Genomic DNA, 14,403 nt, shown 5'->3' on the forward strand with positions numbered 1-14,403 from the left:
TCCTTCCGCGAAACGGAGGACGCCATGAACGAGCCGCTCGACCCGAAGCATCTGCCCGCGGGCATTCGCGCGCGCATTGTGAGGCATGTGAACGGCCTCGACATGCACCTGCTGGAGGCCGGCGAGGCCGGGCGCCCGCTGCTCCTGCTGCTGCACGGCTTCCCGGAGCTGGCCTTCTCCTGGCGCCGCGTCATGGTCCCGCTGGCCGAGGCCGGCTACCACGTCGTCGCGCCCGACCAGCGCGGCTACGGCCGCACCACCGGCTGGACCGCCTCCTTCGACGGCGAGATCCAGAGCTTCGGCCCGCTCAGCTACGTGCGCGACACACTGGCCCTGGTGGCGGCGCTCGGCCACACGGAAGTGGCCAGCGTGATCGGCCATGACTTCGGCTCGCCCGTCGCCGGCAATTGCGCGATCGCGCGACCGGACGTTTTCCGCTCCGTGGTGGTGATGAGCGGGCCCTATGGCGGCCCGCGCCCCTGGCCGATGGGCGAGCAGGCAGCGCCCGAGGCGCCTGCCGGCCTGGCCTCGCCGGCGATGAACGAGGCGCTCGGCCTGCTGGACCCGCCGCGCAAGCACTACCAGTGGCACTACTCGACGCGGGGGGCCAACGAGGACATGTGGCACGCGAAGCAGGGCCTCGCGAACTTCCTCCGCGCCTACTACCACCACAAGAGCGCCGACTGGGCGGCCAACCGGCCGTTCCGGCTGTCGGGATGGGTGGCGTCGGAGCTCGAGAAGATGCCGCACTACTACATCATGCCACGCGACCTCGGCATGGCGGCGACCGTCGCCGCCGAGATGCCGAGCCCCGCCGAGATCGCCGCGAACAGGTGGCTCCCGGACCGGGACCTCGCCGTCTACGCGATGGAATACGGCCGCACCGGCTTTCAAGGCGGGCTGCAATCCTATCGCTGCACGACATCGGGGCTGGTGGGCGCGGAGATGCGGCTCTTCGCCGGCAGGTGCATCGAGGTGCCCGCCTGCTACATCGCCGGCGCCAGCGACTGGGGCGTCCATCAGAAGCCCGGCGACTTCGAGGCGATGCAGAGCACGGCCTGCGCGGATTTCCGCGGCGTCCATCTGGTGCCTGGCGCGGGACATTGGGTGCAGCAGGAACAGCCGGAGGCGACCGTCGATCTACTGCTGGATTTCCTGCGCCGGAAGGACGCGCCCGGAGGAAGGGCCGACCGATCAGACTAGGCGCATGATTCAGACCCGCAGGCCTTCGCCTTGGGCCGTCACGCTCCGGCTCCCGCGCCGGAGCGGCGGATTGTAGCATCGCCGGATGCCGCGGGAGAGCGAGGTTGCCCATGCTGGTCACGACGGAGGCGATCGTCCGACAGGCCATGCAGGCGGACCTCGCCTATACCCTGCAGCGCATCGGCGTGATTGCGGAACGGCCTGGAAATCCCTTCGGCGTCGCGACGCGGCGCTTCGGGCATGCGACGGCGCTGGCGGCTTCAGGCCTTCCGTCGCCGCGCTTCAACCGGCTCGTCGGCCTGACCGCCGGGGAAGCGCCGCTGCTGGCCGAAATCCTCGCCTGGTATGGGGAACGCCAGGTCTCGCCGCGGATCGAGATCAGGCCGGGTCATCTGGATGCCGAACTGGCGGACACGCTGGCCGGGGCCGGCTTCCGGCAGACCGCGTTCCACGCCTCCCTCGTCGGACTTGCGATGGAAGGGGCGGGACCGGACAGGATCATCCGGTCCGTCGAAACGCCCGAAGCCATGGAGGCCTTCCTCGCCGTCTATCTCGCCGGCTGGGGGTTTCCAGCGGCGATTCATGAGGGCGCAAAGGTGAACATGCGCGGGTGGCTCGGACTGCCTGGGTGGAATCTCTATCTGGCCGAGGCCGACGGACAGCCCGCCGCGGCGGCCATCCTCCATGTGCAGGACGGCATCGGCTATCTGGCCGATGCCTGCGTGCATCCCGACCATCGGGGCCGTGGCCTGCATTCGGCCCTGCTGGCCCGTCGGCAGCGGGAGGCGGCCCGTTTGGGCGCGGCGTGGCTGTGCAGCCAGGCCGATTTCGCCTCGACCAGCCACCGCAACATGGAGCGGGCAGGCTTTCGCCTCCTGCACACCCAATCGGAATGGACCCTGCGGTGAGGCAGGCCAGGACGAGCCCGAGCGTCGGACCCTTCGCGAGGCAGGATCAGCCGCGCTCGATCGGCAGGGATTCGTCCTTGGCCCATTCGCTCATGGAGGCGTCGTAGACCGCCAGGTCCGAATGGCCGAGCTGGTGCAGGAGAAAGGCGTCCAGCGTCGCCGCGATGCCGCCGCCGCAATAGAGGATGATCCGCTTCGACCGGTCGGCGCCGACGGCGGCGAAGCTCTCGGCGACCTCCTCCGGCGGCCGGAAACCGAAGGTCTTGGGGTTGACCAGAGATCCCACCGGCACGTTGACGCTGCCGGGAACCCGGCCCGGCCGCCCGTATCGCGGATTTTCCCCGCTGTGCAGGTCCGGGGCCAGGGCATTGATCGTACAGGTGCCGGCGTCACCGATCGCCGCCTTCACCTCCGCCTTGCCGACGAACAGGCCCGGACGCGGCCGGACGGCGAGGGGGGCCGGCGGATACTCCGCGCGGCCGGCCTCGATCGGCCGCCCTTCGGCTTGCCACTTGTCCACGCCGCCATCGAGCACCGCCGCATCGTCGAAGCCGATGGCCCGCAGCATCCACCAGACGCGCGTGGCCCACTGCATGTTCTTGCGGGAATAGAGGACGACGCGGAACCCGTCGCCAATGCCCTTCGCCGCGAAGCGCACCGCGAGATCCTCCGCCGCCGGCATGGTGAAGTTAAACCGGCTCGACCCGTCCGAGAGCTCGCCCTGCAGATCCAGGAAGGCCGCGCCGGGAATGCGCGCGGCCTCGTAGTCGCTGCGCCCGCTCTCGACGCGATAGGGCCTGCCAGTGCCCGTCTCGTAGATCAGGTAGGTCGTGCAGTCGAAGATGCGCAGCGACGGATCGTGAAGATGCTCTTCCAGCCACTGCGTGCTGACGATGGCGTCCGGGTGGACGTAGCGGGCGGTGGTCGGCATGGGCGGATCCTCCGGATGGTGATTTTCACCGGAGCTTGGCCCAAATCCGACCCCTGACAAGCTCAGGGCTCTGTCCCTCAGATCCGGCGGATCAGCGCCGTCGGATAGAAGCGCCCGTTCTGCCGTCCGCCCGTCAGCACGTATTGGCCGGGCATCTCGATCACCGCCGCGTCGGCCACGGAATCCGCCTCCGCATCCCAGGCCTCGCGCAGCGGCCGCCCGTCCATGCCCTCCACCGGCACGCCGAGCAGGTGCAGCAGCGTCGGCACCACGTCGGTGAGGTCCGCCATGGCGCGCACCGTGGCGCCGACGCGGAAGGGCCCGCCCTCGAAGCCCATCACGGTCGCCAGCTCGCGCCGGTGCAGCCCGCCATGCATGCCGCCGCCCTCCGGCACGTCGCCCGCGTCGAAGGGCGCCTGGCCCGCGATCCCGAAGCGGTCCGGCCCCTCCTCGCCCGCGAAGAGCAGCACGAGGTCGGCGGAACGGGCATGCTCGGCGTTGAGCAGCGCCAGCGGCGCCACGCGGCCGGGCAGGATGGAGGGATCATTGGCCAGCAGCGAGCCGAACCAGTCCTGCTCCGCCAGCCAGTCCGCCACCTGTGGCGCCAGCGATTTGTCGCGCAGCCAGATGCCCGGCGCGCCGGCCGGCGCCACGGTGATGTCCGTGCCGCCGTCGCTCGCCGGCAGCCCGGCCTCGGCCATGCGCTTCGCGACCGAGATCTTCCGGGGGCCGGTCACGTGCCCGTGGTCGGAGAGGACGATCAGCCCGATCTCCCCCGCATCCGGCTGCGCATCGCGCCAGGCGACGATCTTGGCCACGCAGGCATCGGCCTCGGCGATCGCGAGCTGCGTGTCGGCGCCGTCCAGCCCGCGGTAGTGGAAGGAGACGTCCGGCTCCGAGCACCAGAACAGCGCCACGTCGGGCTTGATCTCCGGCAGCACGAATTCCGTCAGCACCCGGCAGGCGTGGCGGTTGCGCTCGAGATTCGGCACCGAGGCCGGCGGCACGGGGCCGAGCCGTGCGGCCGCGGCCTTCGCATCGGCGGAGTCCACATCCGCCGCGTTCCAGCGGAACTGGCCGAGCCGCGTCGCGGCCGGATGCGCCACCAGCGTCTGGCCGGGCGTGCCGGCCGAGACCACCGCGAAGCTGCGCCCCGCCGCGGCGAGCCGTTCGCCGATGGTCAGGCGCTGCAGCGGCGATTCCTTCCCCGCGGAGAGGGTGAGGAAGTCCGCCGGCTCCTTGGTGCGCAGCAGCCGGTCGGGCGCCAGCGCCGCGTCGAAGACCGTGTTGCCCACCAGGCCGTGCGAGGCCGGCCGGCAGCCGGTGACCAGCGAGGGGGTCGCCACGCGCGTCTCGCTCGGGAAGACGCTGCGCGCCTCGGCGAAGCGCGTGCCGCGCGCCATCAGCGCGGAGAGCGCGGGCATCCGCGCGGCGGTCACCAGATCGGGCCTGAGCCCGTCCAGCACGATCATGACAAAGCGCATCCATCTCATCCCTTGGAACGTTACGGAGCATGCAGGCTCGCCTTCGATCCGTCATGAGGCGAAGCTGTGAAGATTGGCGCGAATCCATTCGGCGTGCTGCAACACTCAGGCAGTATGCTGCCAGCTTCGTTGCTTAGCAGAGCTGGGCGGCAAGGGCCGGGCTCAGGCACAAAAGGGGACCGGCGAGGTTGGAGCGAGAGATCGCAAACGTCATGAAGGCGAGCGGGCTCCGGAATTTCCGCTACACCGCCTTCCCGCCGATGGTCTTCGAAGCCCCGGCACGCGCCGTGGAGGAGGAGGAGGCGGTCGTCCTGCCGGAGCCGTCGCCCGGCGAGCCGGAATGGGTGCTCGCGCCCGAGAACACGCTGCCCGCCGCCCCCGAGCCGGCACCGGCCCTGCCGCCGCTTGCGCCGCATGTGGAGCCGGAGACACCCGCCCCGGCGCCCCCCGTCACGATGCCCCCCGTCACGACGCCGGTGGCGCCGCCCGCCTGGACCCGGGCCGCGCCCGAGCCGATCCCGGATCCGCCGAGCTGGTCGCAATCCCCGCCGCCTCCGGCGAGGCTCGCCTCCGGCCTGCGGCTGCTCTCCGAAGCCGCGGCCGCCGCCGCGCCGCCGCCGGTTTCGCCGAAGCCGCCCGGGACGCCGCCTCGCTTCGCCCTGCTCGACGATATCTCGACGGACATGCGCCCGCGCCGCGCCCGTACCGGCCGCCGCAAGCCCGGGGACGTGCTGTGAGCGCCCCATGCCGCTGATCGCCTTCGCCTCGCCCAAGGGCGGCGTCGGGAAGACGACGATCGCCGCCCATGTCGCCGCGATCCTGGCGCGGCGCGGCTACAAGGTCATCGCCCTCGACCTCGATCCGCAGAACGCGCTGCGGCTGCATCTCGGCCTCTCCATCCGCGAGGAGGGGCGCTTCCTCTCCGGCCTTCTCTCGCGCCCGCTCTGGCGGGACTGCGTGATGGAGACGGAATCCGGCGTGCGCCTTCTGCCCTTCGGCCCGCAGGACCCGCTGGGCACGCTGGAGCTGGCCGTGGCGCTTACGCAGGATCCCGCGCTGCTGGCCGACCCGGTGCGCGACATGCTCTCCAGCCCCGACCAGATCGTGATCGTGGACAGCCCGCCCGGCCCCAATGCCGCGCTGACCGCCATCACCTCCATGCTCGACCTGCTGGTGCTCGTGCTGCTGGCCGATGGCGGCAGCGCGGCGATCATCCCGCAGATCGCCAGCAACCGCTTCCTCGGCCGCGGCACGCTGGCCAGCCGCTCCGCCGACCGCGCCGTGGTCGTGCTCAACCAGGTGGACGAGGCCGAGCCGCTCTCCGACGCCGTGATGGAGATGGCGCAGGCCGCGCTGGGCAAGCGCCTGATCGGCGCCATCTGCCGCGACCAGGCGCTCGCCGAGGCGCTGGCCGACAAGCGCATGCTCGTCGGGGGCGAGGAGGGGGCCGGCGAGGATTTTCAGGTCCTCGCCGACGCGATCGTGAAGAGCCTCAGGCTGCCGGGCACCGGGCCGCAGGGCTACCAGGGCCTGTTCGAATGGAGACAGCCTTGAGCGGCGCGCGGTTCTCGGAATTCGTCCAGACCTTCCCGGGCCCGGCGCCCCGGGCCGCGCGGCTCAAGCGCCTCGTCGCGATCGTGCTGGGCTTCCTCGGCGCCTTCTTCTTCATCACCGCGCCCATGGCGGAGGAGGGCCAGGTCTGGCTCACGCTGGGCGGGATCGTGGCCTTCCTCATCCTGAACCGCAGCGAATCCCGCAAGGTCGGGCTGATCCTGGTGGTGATGTCGGTGATGGTGAGCGCGCGCTACCTCTTCTGGCGCGCGACCGAGACGCTGGAATTCGATTCCCTGCTGCAGACGCTGCTGGGCGCGGGGCTCTTCGGCGCCGAGCTCTTCGCCGGCACGCTGATGACGCTCTCCTACATCCAGACCTCCTACCCGCTGGACCGCAAGCCGGTGCCGCTGCCCGCCGATCCCGAGACCTGGCCGACGGTGGACGTCTATATCCCCAGCTACAACGAGAGCCTGGACCTCGTGCGGCCGACGGTGCTGGCCGCGATGAACATGGACTATCCGCGCGACAAGCTGAACGTCTGGATTCTGGACGACGGCCGCCGCCCCGAGTTCCGCGACTTCGCCGAGGAGGCGGGCTGCGGCTACATCATCCGCCCCGACAACAAAGGGGCGAAAGCCGGCAACCTCAATCACGCGATGCGCCACACGGACGGCAAGTACATCGCCATCTTCGACTGCGACCATGCGCCGACCCGCGCCTTCCTCCAGCTCACCCTGGGCTGGCTGGAGCGCGACCGGCGGATCGCGCTGGTGCAGACGCCGCACCATTTCTACTCGCCCGATCCCTTCGAGCGGAACCTCGCGCGCCAGCGGCCGGTGCCCAATGAGGGGCTGCTCTTCTACGGCGCCATCCAGCCGGGCTCCGACCTCTGGAACGCCTCCTTCTTCTGCGGCTCCTGCGCGGTGCTGCGCCGCGAGGCGCTGGAGGAGGTGGGCGGCGTGCCTCATGTCACCGTCACCGAGGACTGCCACTGCGCGCTCAAGATGCAGCAGCGCGGCTGGCACACGGCCTATATCCGCATCCCGCTGGCGGCCGGCCTCGCGACCGAGCGGCTTGCGCTGCACATCGGCCAGCGGCTGCGCTGGGCGCGCGGCATGCTGCAGATCATGCGCACGGAGAACACGCTCTTCGCGCCCGGGCTGAAATGGGCGCAGCGCTTCTGCTACTTCATCGCGGGCTTCGGCTTCCTCTTCGCCCTGCCGCGGGTGATCTTCCTCACCTCGCCGCTGGCTTTCCTCTTCTTCGGCGAGAGCGTGATCGCGGCCTCGCCGCTCGCCATCATCGCCTATGCCGGCAGCCACATGTTCCACGCCGTCGGCACCACCGCGCGGCTGAACGGCAAGCACCGCCACTCCTTCTGGTCCGAGATCTACGAAGCCTCGCTCGCGGTGCCGCTGCTGCCGGTGACGCTGCTGACGCTGTGGGATCCGTCCAAGGGGAAATTCAACGTGACGGACAAGGGCGGCATCCTGGAGGCAGGCTATCTCGACTTCCGTGCCGTGCTGCCCAACCTCATCATGCTGGTGCTGCTGGGCCTCGGCTTCGGCATCGGGCTCTGGGGCTGCTTCACCACCGAATTCGGCACGCTCGAGAACAACGCCTACCTGCTCAACACCATCTGGGCCGGCATGTGCCTCATCCCGCTCTCGGCCAGCGTCGCCGTGGGGCGGGAGCGCGAGCAGTCCCGCGTGCGCGCCCGCGTCGAGGCCGACCTCCCCGGCTACCTCATCCTGCCGAGCGGCGAGCGCCTCGCCGCGCACAGCGCTAACCTCTCGCTCTCGGGGGCGCGGCTGCTGCTGGACCGCGCGCTCGGCGTGGCCGAGGGCGACCGGGTGACGGTCGCCTTCGAGACGGGCGGCGACATCGTCGAGCTGAAGGCGGAGGTGATCCGCTGGGACGGCGCCGAGGCCTATCTCCAGTTCGTCATCGAGAACATCGCCGACGAGGCCGCGGTGGTCCGCGCCTTCTTCGGCCGGCCCGACGCCTGGCTCTACTGGGACCATTGGCCCGAGGACAAACCGCTGCGCTCGCTTCTCACCGTCGTCCTCGCCACGGCCGATGCCGTGTTCCGCAAGTACCGCTTCGGCATCCTGCGCGCGGCCAAGGTGCTGGCGCCCGCCAAGCCCCAGGCGCCGCGCGTCTCGGACGTGGTGGCTCCGCGCCGGCCGCGCACGCGGGAGCCGGTCCCGGTCGCCGAGACCATTCCGGCCGTGCTGCTGGCGCTGGGCCTGGCGCTTGCCGGGCCGGCCGCCGCGCAGGCGCCCGCCCCGGCGGCGACCGCGCCCGCAGCACCGGCCATCCCCGCGCCCGACCCCTCCTTGGCCGACACGCTGCCGCCGGGCGCGCGGGTGGTGACGCGCACGCTGCGCGACCTCGGCCTCGGCGGGCCAATGCAGCTGCGCGGCATCGCCGACCTGCAGGGCGTGCTCTTCGGCCTGCGCGCCGACGAGGTGGTGACCGAGGCGCGCCTGACGGTGGCGGGCGGCGCCTCGCCGCAGCTCATCCCCGCGCTCAGCCAGATCGCCGTCACGCTGAACGAGCAGTCCATCGGCACCATCCCCATGGAAGCCGGCCGCGAGAGCTTCGGCCCGCTCGAATTCCCGCTCGACCCGCTCTACTTCGCCGAGGTGAACCGGCTCAACTTCCGCTTCGCCGGCCGCTACACGACCGAGTGCAACGACCCGCTCTCCGGCCTGCTCTGGGCGACGGTGTCGGATCTCTCCACCTTGCGGATGCGCATCGAGCGGCTGCCGCCGCAGCGCGACCTCGCCCGCCTGCCGGAGCCGCTCTTCGACCGGCGCATCCTTCAGGGCATCGTGACGATCCCCACGGTGCTGCCCGAGACCCTGGGCCCGGCCGGCCTGCGCGCCGCCGCCATCGCCGCCTCGTGGTTCGCCGTGCAGGCCGACTACCGCGGCGCGACCTTCCCGGTCTCCCGCGCGCTGCCCGTACGCGGCGACGCGATCGTGATCGCCGTCGGCGCGGACGCGGTGCCCGGCCTGGCCCTCCCGCGCATGGACGGGCCGACGCTGGCGCTGGTCGCCAACCCATCCGACGCCTTCGGCACGCTGCTCGTCATCGGCGGCCGCAGCGAGGCCGAGGCGGTGGCTGCGGCGCAGTCCATGGTGGCCGCCCGCGCGGCGCTCTCCGGCGAGACGGCGCGCGTGGTGGCGCCGACCATCCCCGGCCGGCAGCCCTATGACGCGCCGCGCTGGATCCGCACGGACCGGCCGGTGGAGCTCGGCAGCCTCGTCTCGCGCGAGGAGCTGCAGGCCCAGGGCTACGCCTCCGGCTCCATCCGCATCCCGCTGCGCACGGCGCCGGACCTGCTGACCTGGCGCGGCCGGGGCTTCCCGCTCCGGCTGGACTACCGCAGCCCGCCGGGGCCGATCCTGGACGTCTCGGCCTCGCGGCTCGACGTCGCGGTCTCCGGCTCCTACCTGCGCTCCTTCCGCCTCGCCGATCCGGAGTTCTTCCCGCCGCTGTCGGCGGCCTGGGACTGGATCGCCGGTCAGGCCGGGCTCGGCGGCGGGGAGACGCGCAGCGGGCGCGTGAACATCCCGCCCTACTTCGTGCTCGGGCGCGACGAGGTGCAGCTGCGCTTCGACATGCGCCCGCTGGCGCGCGGCGACTGCGTGGCCGTGCCGGCCGACGTCCGTGCCGCGATCGACCCGCAGAGCACCATCGACCTGCGCCGCGCCCATCGCTACGCGCGGCTGCCCAATCTCGGCTTCTTCGCCTCCTCGGGCTTTCCCTTCACGCGGATGGCCGATCTCTCCGGCACGGCCGTCGTGCTGCCCGAGCGCGCAAGCCCGGTGGAGGTGACGGCCTTTCTCGACCTCGTGGGCCAGCTCGCCGCGACGGTGGGGCTCGCCTCGACCGGCGTGCAGGTGGTGACGCCGGGCGGGCTGCAATCCGTCGCCACGCGCGACCTGATCGTGATCGGCACGCTCGGCCGCAACCCCGCGCTCGCCACGCTGCTGCGCGATTCGCCCGTGCGCGTGGAGAACGACCGGCTGACCCTCGCGCTGCCCGACGCCCTGCAGGAGGTGCGCGCCGTCTTCCTCGACGCGCCCGGCAGCGCCGAGCGCGGCCGCGCCAGCGTGGCCCTTTCGGAGAGCGGCGAGGGGATGGCGGCGATGCTCGGCGCGGAGAGCCCGCTGCAGTCCGGCCGCTCCGTCGTCGCGCTGGCGGGCGCCACGCCGGCGGCGATCGGCCAGCTCGTCGCGGCGCTGCGCGACCCCGAACTCGCGCCCCGCATCCAGGGCGACCTGGCGCTGCTCTCGGGCGGGCGGATGCAAAGCTTCCGCACCCAGTCGTTCTATGCCGTCGGCAACCTGACCTGGTGGCTCCGGCCGCAGGTCTGGCTCGCCGAGCGGCCTGAGCGCGTGCTGGCGCTGCTGCTGGCCTGCGCCGCGCTGATCGGCATCCCCTTCTTCTGGATGCTCCGCCGACGTTCGCTTTCGCGGTTGCGTGCCCGCACGCATTCGTGAGATTCTTCCCGACGGGGGATTTGATATGCGCGCCGTGCCTATGGCCCTGCTGCTCGGGGGAGCGGTGCTGGGTCCCGCCGCCGCCCAGACGACGCCCGTTGCGGCCGATGCGGCTGCAACGCCCGCGCCGTCGCGCGCGGTCGATGTCCTGATCCGCCAGGCCGAGCGCTGGCTCGCGCAGGACCGTCCCGACCTCGCCGCCGCCTCCATCGAGCGCGCGCTGGCCGCCGAGCCGCGCAACACCGCCGCCCTGGCGCTGGCCGCCCGCATCGAGGCCGCGCGCAGCAACCGCGCCGCCGCCGCCGGCTTCGCCACCCGCCTGCGCGAGGCCGGCGCCACCGAGGAGCAGCGCGCCGTCGCCGAGACCGCGCTGCGCGGCGCCACCATCGACCGCGCCGCCATCGAGGAGGCGCGCCGCCTCTCCCGCGAGGGCCGCGTCGACGAGGCCGCCGCCCGCTATCGCCAGATCTTCGGTGCGCAGGGGCCGACGCCCGCTTTCGCGCAGGAGTACTATTCCGCGCTCGCCGCCACGCAGGCGGGCGGCGACGCGGGCCGCGCCGGCCTCGCGCGCCTCGCCGAGAGCCCGACCGCGACGCCGCGCACGCGCTTCGCCTTCGCGCAGAACCAGACCTTCCAGCCCGGCACCCGCGCCGACGGCATCGCCCGCCTCCAGGCCCTGGCGAGCGACCCCGAGGTCGGCGCCGATGCCCGCCGCGCCTGGCGTCAGGCGCTGATCTGGAGCGCCGCCGACCCGGCCTATGCCCCGCAAATCCAGGCCTATCTCCAGCGCGCGGGCGACGATCCCGAGCTGCGCCGGGCCATGGAGACGGCCCGCACCGCCGCCGTGCCCGCCGACCCCAACGCCGCGCTGCGGCAGGAGGGCTTCGCCGCGCTGGAGGCCGGCGGCGCCGCGGGCCTGCGCGACAGCGCCCGCCGCTTCGAGACCGCGCTCGCCGCGAATCCGCGCGACGCGGATGCGCTGGGCGGCCTCGGCATCGTCCGCCTGCGCGAGAACCGCGCCGCCGAGGCGCGCGATCTGCTGGAGCGCGCCGTCGCCGCCGATCCCGCGCGCGCGCAGCAATGGCAGTCCGCGCTGGACGGCGCGAGCTACGGGCTGGAGCTCGCCGAGGCCCGGGCCGCGCTCCGCCGCAACGACATCGAGGGCGCCGACACCATCGCCCGCAGCGCCGCGCGCCGGCAGGTGGAGGACCGCACCGATGTCGAGGTGCTGCTCGGCCAGATCGCGCTGCGCCGCGGCGATGCCGCCGCCGCCGAGCAGCGCTTCCGCACCGCCCTCTCGCGCCGCCCGGGCTTCGCGCCGGCGCGCGACGGGCTGAGCCAGTCCCTGCGCGCACAGGGCCGCCTCGCCGAGGTGCCGCGCGAGCGGCCGCCGCGCATCGCCGGCGACGCCGCCGAGCCGACCGGCGCCGGCAGCCAGCTTCGCGCCGAGGCCAGCCGCTCCATGGACCCGGTGGTCGCCGAGGCGCTCCTGCGCCAGGCGCTGACCCAGCAGCCCGACGACCCCTGGGTCCGGCTCGACCTCGCCCGCGCGCTGCGGCGCCAGGGTCGCGCCGCCGAGGGCCGCGCCGTCATGGAGGAGCAGGTCGCCCGCGACCCGCGCGGCGACAGCTTCTTCGCCGCCGCCCTCTTCGCCGACGAGGACAACCGGGCGGCCGATGCCGAATCCTATCTGAGCCGCATTCCGCCCGCCGCCCGCAGCCGCGACATGTCGCAGCTCCAGGCGCGCATCCGCACCCAGCGCGACGTGGCGCGCGCCGCCGCGATGATGTCCAGCAACCGGGCCGAGGCGCGCACGCAACTGCTCACCATCGCCGCGCGGCCCGACCCTTCGGGAGCCACCGCCGCCGCCGTCATCCGCGCCTTCGGCGATGCCGGCGAGCGCTTCGGCGCCGCCGAGGCCGCGCGCGTGGGCGAGGCCGCGAACCGCGCGGGCGGCGCGCCCGTGCGCATCGCCATCGCCGGGGCGCTGCTCGGCGCCGGGCTGGAGGCCGAGGCCATGGCCCTGGCCGACCAGGCGGATGCCGGCACGCTGACGGCTGAGCAGCGGCGCGACGTCGCCTCGCTGCGTGCCGGCATCGCCGTCCGCGCCTCGGACCGGTTGAACGACGAAGGCCAGCAGGCCCAGGGCTTCGAGCGCCTCCGCCCGGCCCTGGAGCGCGACCCGGACAACGTGGACGCCAACCTCGCGCTGGCCCGCCTCTTCCAGGGCGCGCGCGAGCCGGCAGAGGCGCTGCGCATCGCCGAGGGCGTGCTGGCGCGCAGCCCGCGCAACTTCGACGCGCGACAGGGCGCCGTTAGCGCCGCCATCGCGCTGCGCCAGCGCAGCAAGGCCGAGCAGCTCCTGGCCGAGGGGCGGGAGTTCTTCCCGAATGACAGCCGCATCTCGCTGATGGAGGCGCGCATCGCCCGCGCCTTCAACCAGGATGACCGCGCCCGCCGCGCGCTGGAGACGGCCCAGGCGCAGCGCCAGGCCGAGGTCGGCCGGGTCGCCACGCTGCCGACCGGCGTGACCACGACCACGCCATCAGGGCTGCAGAATCCCTTCGTCCGGCCCGGCGCGGCCGTGCCGCTGCCGACCGTGGACGGGCGGGCGGTCGTGGCCCAGCCCAGTGACCGCATCGCGCGCGAGATCGCGCAGGAGCTGGCCTCGCTGGAAGCGCTCAGTGCCGGCCGGGCGACCGTGCTGGCCGGGCTGCGGCAGCGCACCGGCAGCAACGGGCTCGACAAGCTGCAGGAGATCAGCGGCGGCGGCGAGGTCGAGGTCACGCCGCCGGGCATCGGCGGGCGGCTGACCGCAACGGTCACCGGCGTCGCGTTGGACAGCTCCCGGCTCGGGACCGACGCCAACACGCAGCAGCGCTTCGGCAGCAACGCGGCCTTCGGCACCACCCAGTCCCCGCGCAGCAATGCCGCGGGCGTGATGCTGGGCGCGACCTACCGGCGCGGCGAGGTCTTCCGGGCGGATATCGGCTCTTCGCCGCTCGGCTTCCCGACCACGACCTTGCTGGGCGGGCTCGAGATCGCGCCGCAGATCGGCCAGGTGCGGCTCCGGCTGACCGGCGAGCGGCGCTCGGTGACGGACAGCCTGCTCTCCTGGGCCGGCCAGCGCGACCGCCCGACAGGGCAGAACTGGGGCATGGTGGTCCGCACCGGTGGGCGGGCGCAGCTCGAGATGCCGTTCGGGCCGGGCTATGCCTATGTCGGCGGCGGCTATTCGGTCTTCGAGGGCCAGGGCGTCGCGGACAATAACCGCGTCGAGGCGGGAGCGGGCTTCTCCTACCCGGTGATCCGCCGCGCGGGCGGCGAGCTGAGCGTGGGCACCGACCTCGTCTACTTCTCCTACGATCGGAACCTGCGCTTCTTCACCCTCGGCCATGGCGGCTACTACAGCCCGCAATCCTTCGCCGCGCTGAACGTGCCGGTGGACTACCGGGGGCGCTCGGGCGACTTCAACTATCGGCTGGGCGGGACCGTCGGCTATGCGGTCTGGCGCGAGGAGACGGCGCCGCTCTACCCGGACAACCCGACGCTGCAGGCGATGGTGCAGGCGCGGGCCGCGGCCGACCCGACCATCATGGCCGTGTACAACGGCCAGAGCCGGCAGAACTTCGTGGGCGGGCTGCGGGCGGACCTGGACTACCAGGTGACGCCGGGCGTGAACCTCGCGGCCGGCTTCCGCTACGACAAGTCGGCGAACTGGGACGAGACACGGGTGCTGCTGCGACTCAATGGACGATTCTAGTCGCTATCTGAAAGATTCAACTATTTCCGTGGCATAGTAAACTATC

The 14,403-nt window shown here is 72.8% G+C and carries 8 protein-coding genes; 6 read left to right on the plus strand and 2 right to left on the minus strand.

Annotated elements, in window-relative coordinates:
• Window positions 1-24: 24 nt before the first annotated feature.
• Together AC1ROY_RS31795 and AC1ROY_RS31800 are read left to right on the plus strand one after the other, a co-directional pair.
• Entirely contained in the window at window positions 25-1,203 is a 1,179-nt protein-coding gene (locus AC1ROY_RS31795; protein WP_493152965.1) for an alpha/beta hydrolase, read from the plus strand.
• Between the two features lie 146 nt (window positions 1,204-1,349).
• Window positions 1,350-2,111, plus strand: a complete 762-nt coding sequence (locus AC1ROY_RS31800; RefSeq protein ID WP_493152966.1) for a GNAT family N-acetyltransferase — start codon at window positions 1,350-1,352, stop codon at window positions 2,109-2,111.
• A 46-nt stretch (window positions 2,112-2,157) separates the two neighbouring features.
• On the opposite strand, the gene AC1ROY_RS31805 is transcribed toward AC1ROY_RS31800, so the two are convergent.
• Window positions 2,158-3,042 carry a sulfurtransferase gene (locus AC1ROY_RS31805; RefSeq protein ID WP_493152967.1) on the minus strand — a complete coding sequence of 295 codons (885 nt, stop codon included), beginning with the start codon at window positions 3,040-3,042 and terminating at the stop codon, window positions 2,158-2,160.
• Window positions 3,043-3,119: 77 nt separating this feature from the next.
• Window positions 3,120-4,526, minus strand: coding sequence for an alkaline phosphatase family protein (locus AC1ROY_RS31810; protein WP_493152968.1), 1,407 nt, complete (start codon window positions 4,524-4,526; stop codon window positions 3,120-3,122).
• A gap of 212 nt (window positions 4,527-4,738) precedes the next feature.
• On the opposite strand from AC1ROY_RS31810, the gene AC1ROY_RS31815 reads away from it, so the two are divergent.
• From AC1ROY_RS31815 to AC1ROY_RS31830, 4 genes are read left to right on the plus strand one after another with little or no spacing between them, the layout of a single operon-like run.
• On the plus strand, window positions 4,739-5,263 hold the full coding sequence (locus AC1ROY_RS31815; RefSeq protein WP_493152969.1) for a hypothetical protein: 525 nt from the start codon (window positions 4,739-4,741) through the stop codon (window positions 5,261-5,263).
• 7 nt (window positions 5,264-5,270) lie between these two features.
• Window positions 5,271-6,080, plus strand: coding sequence for a cellulose synthase operon protein YhjQ/BcsQ (locus AC1ROY_RS31820; protein WP_493152970.1), 810 nt, complete (start codon window positions 5,271-5,273; stop codon window positions 6,078-6,080).
• The gene (bcsA, locus tag AC1ROY_RS31825; RefSeq protein ID WP_493152971.1) at window positions 6,077-10,594 is read left to right on the plus strand and encodes a UDP-forming cellulose synthase catalytic subunit; all 4,518 of its coding nucleotides are present in this window, start codon (window positions 6,077-6,079) and stop codon (window positions 10,592-10,594) included. The genes AC1ROY_RS31820 and bcsA overlap by 4 nt, the downstream gene beginning before the upstream one ends.
• A 25-nt stretch (window positions 10,595-10,619) precedes the next feature.
• Window positions 10,620-14,357 (plus strand): cellulose biosynthesis protein BcsC, encoded by a 3,738-nt coding sequence (locus AC1ROY_RS31830; protein ID WP_493152972.1) that lies wholly within the window; start codon window positions 10,620-10,622, stop codon window positions 14,355-14,357.
• Window positions 14,358-14,403 lie beyond the last annotated feature (46 nt).

This window comes from Roseococcus sp. GW821-FHT12F05 (assembly GCF_058806835.1).

What these genes read in the sequence shown, in the direction of transcription:
- AC1ROY_RS31830 (WP_493152972.1), top strand. Translation starts at nt 10,620, where the DNA reads ATGCGCGCCGTGCCTATGGCCCTGCTGCTCGGGGGAGCGGTGCTGGGT.
- AC1ROY_RS31800 (WP_493152966.1), top strand. Translation starts at nt 1,350, where the DNA reads ATGCAGGCGGACCTCGCCTATACCCTGCAGCGCATCGGCGTGATTGCG.
- AC1ROY_RS31815 (WP_493152969.1), top strand. Translation starts at nt 4,739, where the DNA reads ATGAAGGCGAGCGGGCTCCGGAATTTCCGCTACACCGCCTTCCCGCCG.
- AC1ROY_RS31810 (WP_493152968.1), bottom strand. Translation starts at nt 4,526, where the DNA reads ATGCGCTTTGTCATGATCGTGCTGGACGGGCTCAGGCCCGATCTGGTG.
- AC1ROY_RS31805 (WP_493152967.1), bottom strand. Translation starts at nt 3,042, where the DNA reads ATGCCGACCACCGCCCGCTACGTCCACCCGGACGCCATCGTCAGCACG.
- AC1ROY_RS31795 (WP_493152965.1), top strand. Translation starts at nt 25, where the DNA reads ATGAACGAGCCGCTCGACCCGAAGCATCTGCCCGCGGGCATTCGCGCG.
- AC1ROY_RS31820 (WP_493152970.1), top strand. Translation starts at nt 5,271, where the DNA reads ATGCCGCTGATCGCCTTCGCCTCGCCCAAGGGCGGCGTCGGGAAGACG.